General features: G+C 71.3%; 15 protein-coding genes. 5 read left to right on the top strand and 10 right to left on the bottom strand.

Annotation, left to right across the window (positions count from 1 at the left end; all coding sequences use genetic code 11):
* Positions 1–47: 47 nt before the first annotated feature.
* Positions 48–1076, top strand: coding sequence for a hypothetical protein (locus IE269_RS39390; RefSeq protein ID WP_189828146.1), 1029 nt, complete (start codon positions 48–50; stop codon positions 1074–1076).
* Between the two features lie 88 nt (positions 1077–1164).
* Here IE269_RS39390 and IE269_RS39385 read toward each other — a convergent pair whose 3' ends face one another.
* From IE269_RS39385 to IE269_RS39375, 3 genes are all read right to left on the bottom strand, one after another.
* On the bottom strand, positions 1165–1770 hold the full coding sequence (locus IE269_RS39385; protein WP_318299688.1) for a restriction endonuclease: 606 nt from the start codon (positions 1768–1770) through the stop codon (positions 1165–1167).
* A gap of 170 nt (positions 1771–1940) precedes the next feature.
* Positions 1941–2324: a hypothetical protein gene (locus IE269_RS39380; RefSeq protein ID WP_189828144.1), complete on the bottom strand. Its 384-nt coding sequence runs from the start codon at positions 2322–2324 to the stop codon at positions 1941–1943.
* A gap of 313 nt (positions 2325–2637) precedes the next feature.
* Positions 2638–3882, bottom strand: coding sequence for an MFS transporter (locus IE269_RS39375; RefSeq protein ID WP_318299687.1), 1245 nt, complete (start codon positions 3880–3882; stop codon positions 2638–2640).
* Positions 3883–4112: 230 nt separating this feature from the next.
* On the opposite strand from IE269_RS39375, the gene IE269_RS39370 reads away from it, so the two are divergent.
* On the top strand, positions 4113–5018 hold the full coding sequence (locus IE269_RS39370; RefSeq protein WP_189828142.1) for a LysR family transcriptional regulator: 906 nt from the start codon (positions 4113–4115) through the stop codon (positions 5016–5018).
* A 16-nt stretch (positions 5019–5034) separates the two neighbouring features.
* Here the strand turns inward: IE269_RS39370 and IE269_RS39365 are convergent, their stop codons facing one another.
* Both IE269_RS39365 and IE269_RS39360 read right to left on the bottom strand, forming a co-directional pair.
* Entirely contained in the window at positions 5035–5709 is a 675-nt protein-coding gene (locus IE269_RS39365) for an NAD(P)H-binding protein (RefSeq protein ID WP_189828141.1), read from the bottom strand.
* A gap of 120 nt (positions 5710–5829) precedes the next feature.
* On the bottom strand, positions 5830–6750 hold the full coding sequence (locus IE269_RS39360) for a MerR family transcriptional regulator (protein ID WP_189828140.1): 921 nt from the start codon (positions 6748–6750) through the stop codon (positions 5830–5832).
* Positions 6751–7190: 440 nt separating this feature from the next.
* Here IE269_RS39360 and IE269_RS39355 point away from each other — a divergent pair, with 440 nt between their 5' ends.
* Together IE269_RS39355 and IE269_RS39350 are read left to right on the top strand one after the other, a co-directional pair.
* Positions 7191–7853 carry a hypothetical protein gene (locus IE269_RS39355; RefSeq protein WP_318299686.1) on the top strand — a complete coding sequence of 221 codons (663 nt, stop codon included), beginning with the start codon at positions 7191–7193 and terminating at the stop codon, positions 7851–7853.
* A 70-nt stretch (positions 7854–7923) separates the two neighbouring features.
* Positions 7924–9432, top strand: a complete 1509-nt coding sequence (locus IE269_RS39350; RefSeq protein ID WP_189828139.1) for a DUF4246 domain-containing protein — start codon at positions 7924–7926, stop codon at positions 9430–9432.
* A 34-nt stretch (positions 9433–9466) separates the two neighbouring features.
* Here IE269_RS39350 and IE269_RS39345 read toward each other — a convergent pair whose 3' ends face one another.
* From IE269_RS39345 to IE269_RS39330, 4 genes are all read right to left on the bottom strand, one after another.
* Positions 9467–10036, bottom strand: a complete 570-nt coding sequence (locus IE269_RS39345; RefSeq protein ID WP_189828138.1) for a histidine phosphatase family protein — start codon at positions 10034–10036, stop codon at positions 9467–9469.
* Between the two features lie 5 nt (positions 10037–10041).
* Positions 10042–10497 (bottom strand): GNAT family N-acetyltransferase, encoded by a 456-nt coding sequence (locus IE269_RS39340; protein ID WP_189828137.1) that lies wholly within the window; start codon positions 10495–10497, stop codon positions 10042–10044.
* A 71-nt stretch (positions 10498–10568) separates the two neighbouring features.
* The gene (locus IE269_RS39335; RefSeq protein WP_189828136.1) at positions 10569–11213 is read right to left on the bottom strand and encodes a LysE family translocator; all 645 of its coding nucleotides are present in this window, start codon (positions 11211–11213) and stop codon (positions 10569–10571) included.
* Positions 11214–11364: 151 nt separating this feature from the next.
* Entirely contained in the window at positions 11365–12060 is a 696-nt protein-coding gene (locus IE269_RS39330; protein ID WP_318299685.1) for a class I SAM-dependent methyltransferase, read from the bottom strand.
* Positions 12061–12241: 181 nt separating this feature from the next.
* Here IE269_RS39330 and IE269_RS39325 point away from each other — a divergent pair, with 181 nt between their 5' ends.
* Complete coding sequence (locus IE269_RS39325; RefSeq protein WP_189828134.1) at positions 12242–13498, top strand: serine hydrolase domain-containing protein; 1257 nt, start codon at positions 12242–12244, stop codon at positions 13496–13498.
* Here the strand turns inward: IE269_RS39325 and IE269_RS39320 are convergent.
* Complete coding sequence (locus IE269_RS39320; protein WP_189828133.1) at positions 13455–14633, bottom strand: serine hydrolase domain-containing protein; 1179 nt, start codon at positions 14631–14633, stop codon at positions 13455–13457. The two genes, IE269_RS39325 and IE269_RS39320, sit on opposite strands and share 44 nt — an antisense overlap.
* Positions 14634–14648 lie beyond the last annotated feature (15 nt).

Raw genomic sequence — 14648 nt, 5'->3', positions numbered from 1 at the left:
CGCACCGACGGTCATGTCCGTGTCATCCACGTACAGAACGTGATGCGATGAGTGTCAGTTACCGGCAGTTCTACGTGGAGAGTCGCGGCGAATACGTCGACGAGGAACAGGTCCACCACTGCGCCGGTCAGCGCAACGGGCTGTGCGGTGCCGCGAATCCGGGTCACCTGTACTTGACGACGGGGCTGCATACGGGAGAAGTGGGCCTGACCGTGGAGGTCCACGAGGCCGCGCCGCCGCTCGACGAGCAGTGGGAGGAGGTCGTGGAGGTCTCCTTCCGCCCCAAGTCCCCGGAGACCACCGTCGTACCGTGGGGCGAGGCGCCGATCTACTCGCTCGACCTGCCGCTCGCCGACCACCGGGTCCGCTACTGCGGGCGGGGCATGGACGTGTCACCGGACGACGAGCTGTCCGTACTGGACGGCGGCCCGCCCGTCGATCACTACCTGCTGCAGTTCTGGCCGGCCGCGCTCTCCCCCGACCGCATCGTGAAGCAGACCACGCAGCACGCCGCGTACTGGCACGACCGCGCCCGCACCCTGCCGCCCCCGCCCTCACCCGAGGAACGCGCCGAGGCCGAGCGCCGTCAGCACGAGGAGCAGCAGGCGGTCGTCCGCGCGGCGGAGCGGTCGGTGGCGGGCGGCCTGGACCGTGCCCTGATGGACGCCGTAACAGCCGCCGGTACGGACACGCAGCGGGCCGTCGCCCGGTGGGCGGCCTGCCGCGCCGTCGTCAAGGCGGAACTTCAGATGTTCGTCGACTTCGCCTGGGCGATCCGCGCGTTGCAGGTCGGTGAGGCGCTGCCCGAGCCCTTCGACGACCGGGAGAGCGCCTGGGAGTGGTTCTTCGCGCGGAAGGACCTCCCGCATGCCTTCGTGAACTCGCCGCACGACCCGGACGAGGCCCTGTGGCAGCAGTCCCTGGTGATCCCCGCGCTGCTCGCCACGGCGGAGGAGGATCCGCTGCGGGCCGCCCTGACTGCCTTGCAGGCAGCCGCTGCTGCGTACGGCAGTGACTTCCGCGATCTCCTGGCGGAGGTGCGCGCCTCCTTCCCGGACCTGCACCGGTCGTCCTGAGCGCGGAATTCGACGCGGTGGAGGTACGGGCCGCCAAGCGCAGGCGGCGGACGCGCGGGGTTCCGGGAGCCGGACTCGTACCGCGAGATCAGGGCTTGCGGGGACGGCGGCCGGTGCCGCCGCCGGAGCCGTTCAGGGGCAGCAGGGACTGCAGGGTGGCTCCCTTCACCCAGGAGCCCAGCAGATCGCGGTGCATCGCGAAGATGTCGTTGCGCAGCGCCAGCCCCTGCGCATCGCGGGTGAAGGCCCGGCCGGTCGTCACGTACAGGGCCACGTCCGCGTGGTGCTCCGGCCGCGCGGTGCCCACGAACTTCTGCATGTCCCCCGAGCCCACTGAACGCTCCGGGGCGTAGTGCTTGCACTGCACGACCAGGCGCTTCCCGTCGGGCAGCCGCCCGACGACATCCGCACCCAGGTCGCCGCTCCTGCCGCTCACGTGCACCTCGGTGCAGCCGTCCCGTACGCACAACTGCGCGACGTACGTCTCGAACTCCTGCCACGACAACGCGTCCACCGCCGCCATCGACAGCTCCCGCGCCCTGCGCTCCTCCGCCACCCGCCACGCCGCGTCTCCCGCGCGCTCCCGCCGGTGTGCCCGCCACAGCCACACCCCGGCGCCGCCGAGACCGGCGACGACCGCCGTGCCGAGGACGTACGGCCACACCGTTCGCCAGGACAGGGCCAAGGCGGCCACCGCGGCCAGCACTGTGAGGGCACCCCACCGACGCACTTCCTGCTGCCGCTGCCGTTTCGAACGCCTGCCCCTGCCGCGCTTGCGCTGCGCTGCCATCCCCACCCCCGGGCCGGATCCACTGACCGCAGTCTCCGGAACCCCGGTCTGCGGCACAAGACCGCCCGGCCTCCTCAGCCCCGGCCCAACAGCCGCCGTCTGCGCTCCGCCAGAGTCTCGCCGCCACGCACGTACGGCGACTCACGCACCAGCTCGGCGACGGCTGTCCGACACAGGACTCCCTTGTGGTCCATTCCCCGGACTTCGACGAGCCACGAGCCGTCGGCGACCCGGAACACCTTCCGTGCGGGGGTGTCGCCCGGGCCGACGCTGACCTTCTTGGGGACGTACTCCATGGCCAGCTTGCGCGCCAGCCTGTCGGCCGCCGCACGTCCGCCGTCCGGGACGGCGTGCGTCGCCACGAGCTGCCACCGGTGGCCGTCCTCGCCGCCGGGGAAGGTCTCGGCCGCCACGAGCACGACCCACTGAGTCTCCTGCGGAACCGCGTCATTGATCACGGCCGAAACCTAGTGCCCGGCCCCTCGCGGGTGCCTGGCGGGTGCGTGACCCGTCCGAACGCCTTGCTGTCCTGACACGGGCCCGTGATGCTGGGACGGTGCCAGGACAGGGGAAGAGAAGGCGGCGGCAAAAGGCAGCGCGGCAGTGGTCTGCCGCTCGCACCGCGCCGGACGCGGGACAGTGGGAAGTGGTCGTCGAGACTCCGGACCAGGCGGAGTTGCGCGAGCGTCTGCGCCGTCTCCGGGAAGCCGGAGTGGACGGGTCGTTGATCCGGATCGACACGCTGTGCGGGCGCCTGGTGCTGCCGACCACCTACCGGGTGAGCCGTTTCGTCACGGGCCCCGTGCGGGAGTCCGGGCAGGAACGCTCCGGCCGCTGATCCTGCGGCGCCCCGGGGCGATCGCTTCGGCCGATGCCGGTCGTCGGCCTCCGGCGATCAGCGGGGTCCGGCGAGCGGTGGTCCGGGCCCCTGCCGAAGACCCCGACCGCGAGTGCCGCCGCCGCGAGTCCGGTGGCGCTCCACAGCAAGGGGGTGATTCCGAACGCCTCCACCAGGGTGCCGCCGAGGAATGCGCCCAGGGCGATGGCTGCGGTGAAGACTCCGACGAACAGGCCTGTGACGTGCTCGACGCGGTGCGGGGCTGACTGTGTCATCCAGAGCTGGCCGGCCACCGAGAGGCCGCCGTACGTGAGGCCCCACAGGGCCACGGACACCCCGGTCACGCCGGTGTTGGTGCCGCCGAGCACCAGGAGGAGGATCGACGCCCCGATGCCGACCGTCAGTCCCGTCACGGTGAGCCGCGCCCGCCGTGCCGCCAGAGCGCCGGCGGCGAAGTTGCCGATCAGGCCGAAGACTCCGTACAGAAGCAGGAGGAGGGCGATGGTGCCGGGGGTCGCCCCGGTGAGCTCTTCGAGGACGGGGCGTATATAGGTGTACGCGGCGAAGTGCGCGGTGACGAGGAGCGCGACCAGTACGAGGCCGACGGTCACCGAGCGGTTGCGCAGCAGCGGTTCGCGGGCGGTCCGATCGGGCGTGTCGGCCGGTACGGGCGGGCGCGGGAGGCGCGGCAGGGCCAGCAGCAGGGCGGCGGTGAGGATCAGCGCGGCGGCGGTCAGCATGACGAACGCGGCGCGCCAGCCGTGGGAGTTGCCGATGAGCGTGCCCAGCGGGACTCCGACGACGGAGGCCGCCGCGACCCCGCCGACCGTGAGGGACACGGCCAGGGTCGCGTGCCGGGGCGCCACCAGCCGCAGCGCGACGGCGGACGCCAGTCCCCACACGGTGCCCATCCCGATCCCGAGGATGATCCGGGAGACGGTCAGGAGTCCGTAGCCGTTCGCCGTGGCGGTCAGCACGTTGCCGAGGGCCAGTACGAGCATGGCCACGGCCAGCACCAGGCGCCGGTCGACGGCGCCCAGCAGGCGTGGCACCACGGGCGCGGTGACGGCGGTCACCAGGCCGGTGATCGACAGGCTGAAGCCCGCCATGCCCGGATTGATGTGCAGGCCGTCGGCCATCGGGGTCAGCACGCCGATCGGCAGCATTTCGGAGGTCACGACCACGAACGTGCTCAGGGCCAGCACGGCGATCGAGGCCCATTGCCATCGGGCGGGGGTGGGATTCGGTGCGGGCGTGTCAGATGTGGGTGAAGCCATGAGGCCATCCCAGCAGCGGCCTCGGCGGCGAACAACAACGATCTTCTGATCGATCGATCAACTAGGCTGATTGATGAACTGGCGCTCGGGATACGGCTGTCGAGCAGTTCGGGGAGACGCGGGAGGATGCTGTGAGCGAGGCCAATGTCCAGGAGTTGGAGTGCCTGCTCACCCTGGCCGAGGAGTTGCACTTCGGCCGGACGGCCGGTCGCCTGGGCTACTCGCAGAGCCGGGTCAGCCAGCTCGTGGCGGGCCTTGAGCGCCGTATCGGCATGCGACTCGTCGAGCGCACCAGCCGCCGCGTGGAACTGACCCGGTTCGGCGCGCAGTTCGTCGACGAGGCCCGCCCGGCGTACGAGGCGTTGAACGCCGTGTACGCCCGCGCCCGTGAGCGCGCGCTGCGGGGCGGCCTGCAGGAGTTGCGCATCGGTTTCCACGGCAGCGTGTACGAGGAGGTCACCGAGGCATTTCGCCTGTTCCGGGAGCGGTACGAGGTGACGATGGTGCTGAGCGAGATCCCGTGGGGTTCGCCGTTCTCGGCCGTGCTCGACGGGAGGCTGGATGCTGTCGTGGTGGAACTTCCGGCCCGGGAGCCCGAGTTGACCGTCGGGTTCCGCTTCCCTCCGCAGGACCAGTTGCTGGCGGTGGCCGCTTCCCATGCGCTGGCCGCCGCCGGTCGGGTGCACGTGGAGGAGCTGGCGGGCCTGGACCTGCTGCGGCCGATCGGAGACGCCCCCGCGTACTGGACGGCCGCCCGTACGCCGCCCACCACGCCTGCGGGGGTGCCGATCCGTTCCAGTACGGGAATCGCCACCGTCCAGGAGGGGCTGGTCGTCGTGGCGGGAGGTGAGCACGGGATGCTGCTGTGCCGTCCGATGGCCGCGAGTGTCGTCCGCAGCGATGTGCGCTATCTGGTGGTGGACGGGCTCGACGAACCCTCGCAGTTGGGCCTGATCTGGCACACCGACCGTGCCGCCCCTCAGCTCGTGGAGCTTGCGGGTCTGCTGCGGGAGTCGTACTTCCGCAGGGCTGTGTGAGCGCGGGTGCGCAAGGTCATCGCCGGTCGACGGCGGCCGTACGGTTGATGGCGGGGCTGTGCAGGATGCGTTCGCCGGCGCCGGCCTGCCCCGCGACGGCGAGCATGGCGCGGCCGATGTTCTCGGTCGTGGTCACCTTGTTGGGCGCGATGCGCCGGACGAGGGGGTAGAGCCGGGAGAACACCGGGTAGAGGCGGCGATAGGCCGGGGTGCGGGACTGTTCGCCGTTCGAGGCGAGGATGAAGCCGGGCCGGAACATGTACGCGTGGAACGGCATCGCGAGCAGTTCGTTCTCGGTACGGCCCTTGACCCGGGCCCACATCGAACGGCCGGCACCGGTGCTGTCGGTGCCCTCGCCGGAGACGTACACGAAGGTCAGGTCCGGGTTGGCGGGCAGGGCCCGGGCTGCGGCGAGGGTGTAGTCGTACGTGATCCGCCGGTACTCGTCCTCGCGCTTGCCCGCCGAGGTGACGCCCAGGCAGAAGAAGCACGCGTCGATGTCCGCGAACGCGTCGGCCACGCCGCTGAAATCGGTGAAGTCGCGGTGGACGAGGGTCCGCAGCTTGGGGTGCTCGACGTCGAGCGGGCCCCGGACGACGGCGAGGACACGGGTGACGCGGTCGTCGAGGAGGCATTCGCGCAGGACGCCTTGGCCGACCATGCCGGTCGCGCCGAAGAGGAGCACGTTCATCGAGGGGTCTCCAGGGTGGGGCGGAGGGGGTGTGCGGTCGCCCGGCTTCCGGGATCGTCCGTGGCCGGATCTGACGTATCCCGATGATGCCCGCTCTTCGGGTACGGGCTGCGTCCCGGCTCACCGGGTGGTCCCGCCGGACGCGTCCGTGTCGGTGCGGTCTGCCGCCGGGAGCCAGTCACGGGCGGCCAGTTCCTTGGCCAGTTCCATGCAGCGCAACCGGGCCGGGGAGTAGTCGTGGGGCAGCCGGGTGACCGCCTCGACCACGCTCATGCCCCCGCCTCCGTCCTCTGCGTCCGGCTGCACCTCCGCTGTGTCCTCCGCCTCGAAGAGGGCCTCTTCCGCCTCGGCGATTCCCGACGCGTCGATCGTCTCCATCAGGGTCTTCTCGAAGGCGTGACGGCGGGCGGCCGTCTCGGCGACGCGCGGGTCGTCGACGGCGACGGTGTCGTCGAGGGCTTCCTCGGCGGCTTCCACCTGGTCGGATTCGGTACGCAGAGCAGGGTGGGTGGCCAGCGCGACGAAACGGGAGGCCTGCACGGCCGCACCCAGCGGGCCGAAGATCCGCTCGGTGACGAGCAGGGTGTCCAGGTCCGCCTGCCGCAGTGAGCCCTCGGGAAGGTTCCGGAGGCGGCCGGTGACCGCCTCGGAGAGCAGGCCCATGCGGCTGCCCTCCGTACGCATCCGCTGGACACGCGCCCGCTGACGGGCCAGTTCCGCCTCCTTCGCGGCGAGCGTCTCCTCCAGCCGGGCCAGGGCCGCCGTGATGTCGCCGTCGGCGGGCGAGTCACCCCCGGGCCCGGTGGCGGCGAAGGCGTCGCGGATGTCGTCCAGGGCGACTCCGGCGTCGGCCATCCTGCGGATCCACAGCAGCCGGACCACGTCCTGGAGGCCGTAGCGGCGCCGCCCGTCGCCGCCCCGCCCGGGCTCGGGGATCAGGCCCATGTCGTGGTAGTGCCGGATCGCGCGCGGCGTCGTGCCCGCGAGGGCCGCCGCATCACCGATCTTGACCTGACGCGACCCGAAGAAGGACATGGACATCGGCGGAGGACCTTTCACGGTCGGCACGGGAACGACCCCACCGCACCACATCACGCTACGGAAGATGCAAGTCAGGGGTGCAGGCAGCCCCGCAGCCGTGCGGATATATCGGTGGAGCTCCCGGCGGAGGGCGGGCACAATCCCCCGGAAGCCGAGCCGAGGGAGCGCTTCTTTGGACGTGACGGACATGGCGAACGTGATGGACGTGATGGACGTGTTCGTCTGTGCCGGATGCGGTACGGAACTGACGGCCCCGGTGTCCCGGGTCGCACTCCCCGTCCACACCCACCACGGCGCGTGGGAAGAGCTCCATCCTCCGCTGATGGAGCCCGCGACGTACGCCGTGGACCCCCGACCCACCGGACCACCCTGGCGGTTGTGGGACGAGGTCGGAGAAGACGCGGCGGCCCAACCTCGCCTGCGAGGGGTGCGGGCAGGCCGTGGCGACGCGTGTGGACGACTGCGGATCGTGCCAGACCGTGTGGCTGGAGCCCGAAGCGGTCGTACGTCGACGCACCGGCCTCCCCGCCCCGCCCGCCCCCGACTGGGACGACCTGGAGCACGCTGGGCACCGCATCCCGCCCGTCGAACCCGACGGCTCGTGGAGCCGCCGCTGGGAGGCGGCGGTCGGCGTCGCACTGGCCCACCTCGTGGCAGCCGCCGGAGGCCGCCCGGTGACGCTCCCCGCAGGCCCCGTCGCCGAGCTGCTCGGCCACGCCGTCGACCGGTATCTCGGCACCGGGCCGCAGGCCGGGTCCGTCGGCCTGGCCGGTCCGGGGATCCCCCTGCCCCACCCCTGTCCCGACATCCTCCTCGTCCCCCGGCACCCCCTCTCGGGCACACCCTGGCAACCACCCCGCGACGAACCGGCCCTCGTGCCCCTGGACAGCAGTGTCTGGGCCTTCCTCGCCCACCCCGGCGAGACCTCGCCCCTGCCCGCGACCGGGGTGCTCCCGACGGACGTCCTGCGCGACGACTATCCCCTGCCTCCACTCCCCCGGCGCCCGCTGACGCCCCATCACCGCGCCTTCCAGGACACCCTGGCCGGACTGGCCGCCGTACGCTCGCCCTCCTTGCTCGGACATCGCCACGCACTCCGGTAGCCCGGACGGCCTGTCGGTGGGCTGGCGTATCCTTCCGGCCGCCAGACATCGACCGTAAGGATCGGAATCCGTGACTGACCTCTCGACCGCCTTCCCGCTGCCCTTTCTCGCTTCGCCGACGACGGCGTACGCGGAGCCCCGCACCCTGCGGGAGCTGGAGATGATGCAGTGCAGCGCCCTGATCCGCTCGAAGCCCGAGTGGTTCGTGAAGATGAACGACCCCGAGATAGTCGCGCGGTGGACGCGGGAAGCCGTCGAGCAGGGAATGACCGAGGCCCAAGTGCGTTACGTGCTTGCAGAGTTGGCGTACTACGCCGCGTTGCGGGACGCGCGTACGGGGATCGAGGTGTCCGGTGTCGACGGGGTGTGGCACTCGGACGCCCTGGTCGAGGACGGGCTGCGGGAGCGGTTGCGTGCGGCGGTGCGGGTGCTGGAGGAGGTGCCCGAGGAGGAGAAGGACTGGCATCCGGGTTCGGACGGCCAGGTGTTGGACCTGGTGCACCCGTCGCTGTTCTGCCTGGTGCAGGGGGTGAGCGGGGGACCCGAGCGGGCCTGGCAGCATCCGGAGGTGCGTGGGGCGCAGTACGAGTTCTCGAAGCGTTTCCAGTGGCTGCCGACCGATGTCCAGGTCGCGGAGGACGGCGCGGTCGCCTTCCGGTCGTACGTGAACAACGTGCATCCGGTGGCCCATCGCGAGCTGGAGGCCGTCCTGCCCGAGCTCTTCGGGTGCCTGCGCCCGCTGTGGGAGCGGGTGCTGACCGATCTGCGCCATCCTCGGCCCCTGCGGATCAAGGCGAATCCGTACAGCTGGTACGACGGGACCGAGCCCGTCGAGCCCGAGGGGGAGGACGGCGACGAGGCGTACGAGGAGGCCTGGGAGGCCTATGAACTGGCCCGGGACAACTGGTGGTACGACCGGGTTCCGACGGTGCCGGACGCCCCGGAGTTCGTCGCGCCCGAGCCGGCGGAGGAGTCCGTACGCGTGGATCTGCGCGGCACGCGCCTCCAGGTCATCGTGAAGCTCGCCACCATCCACCTCACCCCGGAGAAGCCCGAGTACGCCGGCGGCTCCTGGCACGTCGAGGGGATGATGAACGAGCAGATCGTCTCCACCGGCATCTACTACTGGGACAACGACAACACCACGGAGAGCCGGCTGGGCTTCCGGGCCGCACTCGACGACCCGAACTACGAGCAGAATGACGGCAACGGCATGAACGACGTCTACGGTCTCAACAACGAGGACCCGCTCAACCAGGAGCTGGGCTCGGTGGCGACCCCGGAGGGCCGCCTCCTGGCGTTCCCGAACACCCTCCAGCACCGCGTCGGTTCGTTCCGGCTCGCGGACCCCACCCGGCCGGGGCACCGCAAGATCCTCGCGTTCTTCCTGGTCGACCCGTCGGCGTCACTCGTCTCGACCTCCGACGTGCCGCCGCAGCAGCCGTGGGCCGACACCTCCACCATGACCTGGGAACAGGCCAAGGACTTCCGGGAACAGCTCATGCAGGAGCGGAAGTTCTTCGTCGCCGAGCACAACGACCAGCTCTACGAGCGGGAGTTCTCACTGTGTGAGCACTGAGTCCCGGGCGGGGCAAGGCAGTTGCCGGTCGTCGCTACGGTACGTTCCAGCCGAGCACGACCGGCACGTCCTGTTCGTACCCCAGCGTGTTGATCGTCCCCGGGTGCGGGTGCCCGAACTGCCGCGCGGCGGAGGCGTCCAGCCCGAGCCAGCGTGCGGTGAGGATGCGCGACAGGTGGCCGTGCGCGACGACCGCCACGTCGCCCGCCTCCAGCAGTGGCCGGACCCGGCCGAGGAAGGCGTCGACCCGTGCCGTCACCCGGTCGAGGTCCTCGCCGCCGTCGACGCCGTCGCGCCACAACTCCCAGCCGGGGCGCAGCTGTTGGATCTGCTCGGCGGTCAGTCCCTCGTAACGGCCGTAGTCCCACTCGATCAGGTCGGCGTCGGGCTCCACGCCGCTCAGCCCCGCCAGTTCGCCGGTCCGTACGGCGCGGGCCAGCGGGCTGGTGAAGATCGCGGTGAATTTGCGTTCGGCCAGACGCGGTGCGAGGGCGCGTGCCGCCGCCTCTCCCGCTTCGGTCAACGGCAGGTCGGTGCGGCCCGCGTGCTGGCCGGTACGGCTCCAGGCTGTCTCGCCGTGCCTGATCACTGTCAGTTCGCGCATGCCCGTCAGTCTGCAATCCTCTTGCGGTAGTGGAAGCGGTCGTAGATGCCTTCGTCGAGACGGCGTTCGACCATTTCGTAACCGTAGCGCGGGTAGATCTTCTGGTTCTCCCACATCAGGGCATTGGTGTAGAGGCGGATCTCGGGGAGGCCCAGTTCGTGTGCGTACGCATCGACAAATCCCAGGAGTTCGCGGCCGACGCCCTTGCCCGCCATGTCCGGGCGGACGGCGATCGAGTCGAGGAAGAGGTGGTCGGGCTCGGGGACGAGGACCAGGACACCGTGCACCGGCTCGCCGACGACGAACACCCGGCCCGCCGCGACGTTCGCCGCGTGGTCGGCCAGCATCGGGACGGGCGGACGGCCGATCCGCTCGACGTAGTGGCCGTAGGCCGCGTCGGTCACCGTCTTCACGGCGGGGACGTCGTCGGGGGTGGCGGGGCGGACGGTCGTGGAGTTCATGGCCGTACGGTACGGCTCCGGCCCGCGCCGCATGAAGGGGAGCCCAGGTCAGGCCGGGGCCGGAGCGCCGGTCAGGCCGGGGTCGGGCCGTCGGAGAGCGCGGTGCGTACGGCGAAGACGCCCAGCAGGCCACCCGTCGCGTAACGCTGGGCGGCCATCACGCGGGGGCGTGCGGCCAGGAAGCCCGCCACCTGTGCGGCGGCCAGCATGATCAGCGCGTTCACGGTGACACCCACGACGATCTGCACACCACCGAGTTGGAGCATCTGCGCCCAGTCCGGGCCCGCCTGCGGGTCCATGAACTGGGGCAGGAGGGCGGCGTACAGCAGAGCGATCTTGGGGTTGAGGAGGTTGGTGAGGAGGCCCATCGAGAAGAGGCGGGCGTCGGAGACCGGGGGCAGGCTGCCGCTCGGGGCGAAGGGCGAACGGCCGCCGGGCTTGAGGATGTCCCAGGCCAGGTACGCCAGGTAGGCGGCCCCGGCGAGTTTGACCACCGTGAAGGCCACCGGCACGGCGGCGAACAGCGCGGACAGCCCCGCTGCCGCGGCCACCAGGTAGCAGAGGAAACCCACCGCGGTCCCGCTCAGGCTGACCAGGCCCGCCCTGCGGCCCTGTGTGATCGCCCGCGAGGCGAGGTGGATCATGTTGGGTCCGGGGATCAGGGCCATGCCCAGTTCGACCAGGGCCACCCCCATGACTGCGGCCGGACTGATCACCGGTCAACTCCTGATCTCGGCCGGGTGCCTGGCACCCGAGGCAGAGCGATGCCCGGCTGGTACGACGTGCGGGTGTCGCTGCGCCGCACGGTTCTGTCTGCGGCGCCTGCTCACCCTACGACCGTGCTGCTCGGCGGCTGCGGGCACCCCCTCACGCGCCGGTCGCGGGTGAACGGCGGCCGTGCAGGAAGAGGTGGGGCTCCGGCTGCGCACCGGGGTACGCGGGGGTGAAGAGGAGCGACTCCTCGTGGGTCACGGACAGCCCGGCGGCGCGCGCCAGGGCCGTGAAGTCCTCGGCACCGAAGCTCGTCATCCGTACCTTCTGTCCCATGAAGACCCCTTGGACGTCCTCGACGTCCAAGGGCACCGTCGCGAGCGCGCACAGCCCGCCCGGGCGCAGGGCGCGCACGAGGCGGTGCAGGAGTGCGGTCTGTTCGGCGCGCGACATCTGGAGCAGGGAGAAGTAGACGCACACCGCGTCGAAGGGGGCGTCCTCCAGCGGCATGCGGCGGATGTCCGCGTGCCTGAACTCCGCCTCCGGCACCTGTCGTTGGGCGAGGTCGACCATGACGGGCGAGACGTCGACGCCCAGTACGTCGTGCCCGGCCGCGGCCAGGGTCGCCGCCGTGGGCTTCCCGGTGCCGCTGCCCACGTCGAGGATCCGGCTGCCGGGTGCGAGGCCTTCCCGGAGGCGCAGCAGGGAGGCGTGGTGGGCGGCGGATGCGGCGAAGGCGGACTCGTACGACAGTCCCAGCGCGTCGAAGACGGTCGCCGCCGGGTGCTGGTGCTCCTCCATGGTGGTGCGCTCCTTCTCTGCTTCTCTGCTCGCGTTCGCGCATCGTTCCACGGCGGTCGGACACCGACAACAGCACACCTGCGAACAAAAATTCGGGCCCCGATACGGGAACCGATGTGCCGCACCGTCCCTCGTGCTCCATGTGGATCAGCTTCTGCTGGCCCCTCTCCCCCACACCGGCGCACCACCCGCGTGCTCCGGCATCGGTACCGTTCGAGAACGAGGAAGTCCCATGACCCTGTCGACACATCGACGTCTTGCCCTCGGCACCACCCTCATCGCGGCCCTGGCAGGCGGACTCGCCCCGGCCACGGCGGCCCATGCGGCTCCCGCAGCGCCCGTACCCGTCACGTCGCCCGTCACGTCGCCCGCTCCCGACATGGACGGCGTGACCGCAGCCCTGAAGGCCGCCATGGACAAGGGTGCTCCGGGGGCGATGGCCCGGTTCAGCGGGCCCGACGGCGTACGCATCCGTACCGTCGGCGTCAGAGACCGGGCCTCGGGCGCGGGCATGGACACCCGGGCGCGCTTCCGCATCGGCAGCGTCAGCAAGACCTTCTCCAGCGTCGTGCTGCTCCAACTGGTGGACGAGGGGCGGCTGGAGCTCGACGCGCCCGTGAACCGCTACCTGCCCGGGCTGCTGCCCGACGAGCGCATCACCGTACGCCACCTGCTCACCCACCGCAGCGGCCTGGCCGAGTACACCGACCCGATGTTCGACAAGACGGTCCCCGGCTTCGAAGCCGTGCGCAACCGCGTCTTCACCTACCGGGAACTGGTCGGCCTCTCGCTGGCCCTCCCCCGCACCGGCGAGCCCGGTGCCGCCTACTCCTACTCCAACGCCAACTTCGTCGTCGTCGGCATGCTCATCGAGCACGCCACCGGCACGCCGGTCGCCACGCAGTACGAGCGGCGCATCATCAAGCCCCTGAAGCTGCGCCACACCTCGTACGTCCACCCGAAGACGTCGATCAAGGGGACGCACGTACGCGGCTACCTCCACCCGGACGAGGAGGGCGCGCCGCTCGTCGACTCCACCGAACAGACCGTCTCCTGGGCGCAGTCGGCCGGCGCGATCGTCTCCGACCCGGCCGACCTGAACACCTTCACCTCCGCACTGATGCGGGGCAGGCTGCTCCCGCCCAAGATGCTGGACGCCATGACCACGGTCACCCCGACGGACACCGCCCAGACCCGTTTCTACGGGCTCGGACTGCGCCGGTACGACCTGTCCTGCGGCACTCAGATTTACGGGCACACCGGCACCGTCCAGGGCTACTACACCTACGCCTTCGCCACCCGGGACGGCAGCCGCGCGCTGTCCGCCATGGCGAACACCTCTAACCGGGGTGCCGTGAACACCGCGCTCGGCGGCACCCTGGAGGCGGCCTTCTGCGGGAAGAAGACGGCCCCGGCCGCGTCCTCGGGCAAGGCGGCGCGGGCGTTCACCGCGCAGCCGGCAGAGGCCGATCTGGCAGAGCGGCGCTGAGGCGGACGAGGGTGGTGATCAAGGAGTCGTTCTCCGTGGCGGGGACCCGGCCGTCGGGGGTGAAGCGGGCGCGCGTGTAGCTGTAGGCGAGGCCGGTGGCCGGGTCGGCGAAGGCGTTGGCCCCCACCGCTCCGCTGTGACCGAAGGCTTGGGGGCCCAGGGCCGGGTGGCGCACGGCCTGGGCCTCGAAGCCCAGCAGGAAGTGGTCCTCCTCGCCGGTGATGAGGTCCGTGCCGGGGGTGTGGGGGGAGGCGAATTCCTTCAGGGTCTCCGGGGCGAGCAGCGCGGGGCGGCCGTCGACCTCCGAGATCGTGGCGGCGTACAGCTTGGCGAGGCCGCGTGCGGTGCCGACGCTGCCGCTGGAGCCGGGGCCCTGGGAGCGCACCTGCCGGGTGTTGGCGAAGTCGGTCAGGTCCGTCGCGGGGTCGGCGTGCAGGTTGAAGGCGAGGTGGGTGAGGGAGTCCGGTGCGGGGGCGGGCTGCTGGGCCGTGGCCCGGCTGCGCTGCACGGGGAGGTAGCGGGGCTCTTCGGTGGCGGGGAGGCCGAGGTGGAAGTCCAGGTCGTACGGGTGGCGCAGGCGGGTTTCGTAGTGCTGCTGGAGGGTGCGGCCGGTGACGCGGCGCACCAGTTCGCCGGTCAGGGCGGTGATGGTGAAGGCGTGGTAGCCGTAGTGGCCCTTGCCGAGCGGCCAGGCGGGCGGGAGGGGGGCCAGCAGGCTGGCGAGACGGTGGTCGTCGGCGAGGTCGGCGGTGCTGAAGCCTTCGGGGGTGCCCAGGAGACCGGCGCGGTGGGCCAGGAGGTCGCGCAGGGTCAGGTCGTGCTTGCCGTGGGCGGCGAACTCGGGCCAGTCCAGGGCCACGGGCCGGTCGAGGTCGAGCGTGCCGTCCTGGACGAGCAGCGCCACCACCAGGTGTGCGGCGCCCTTGCCGGAGGAGAAGAGCGCGAACAGTGAGTCGCCGGTGGTGTCGGGGCCGGTCCACAGGTCGACGACCGGGCGGCCGTGGAGGCGTACGGCGAGTTGGGCACGCAGGCCGGGCTCGGCTGCCGCGACGGCGGCGAGTTGTGCGCGTACGGCGGTGAACTGCTCGTCTGTGGTGCCGTGGACGAGGGGTGCGGTGGGGCTGGCCGGGGTCATGGTGATCCCTTCCTG

The organism is Streptomyces spiroverticillatus (assembly GCA_014650415.1).
GTDB lineage: Bacteria > Actinomycetota > Actinomycetes > Streptomycetales > Streptomycetaceae > Streptomyces > Streptomyces spiroverticillatus.
The sequence above is the reverse complement of the archived record's forward strand: the minus strand, read 5'-3'. Positions and strand labels throughout refer to the sequence as shown.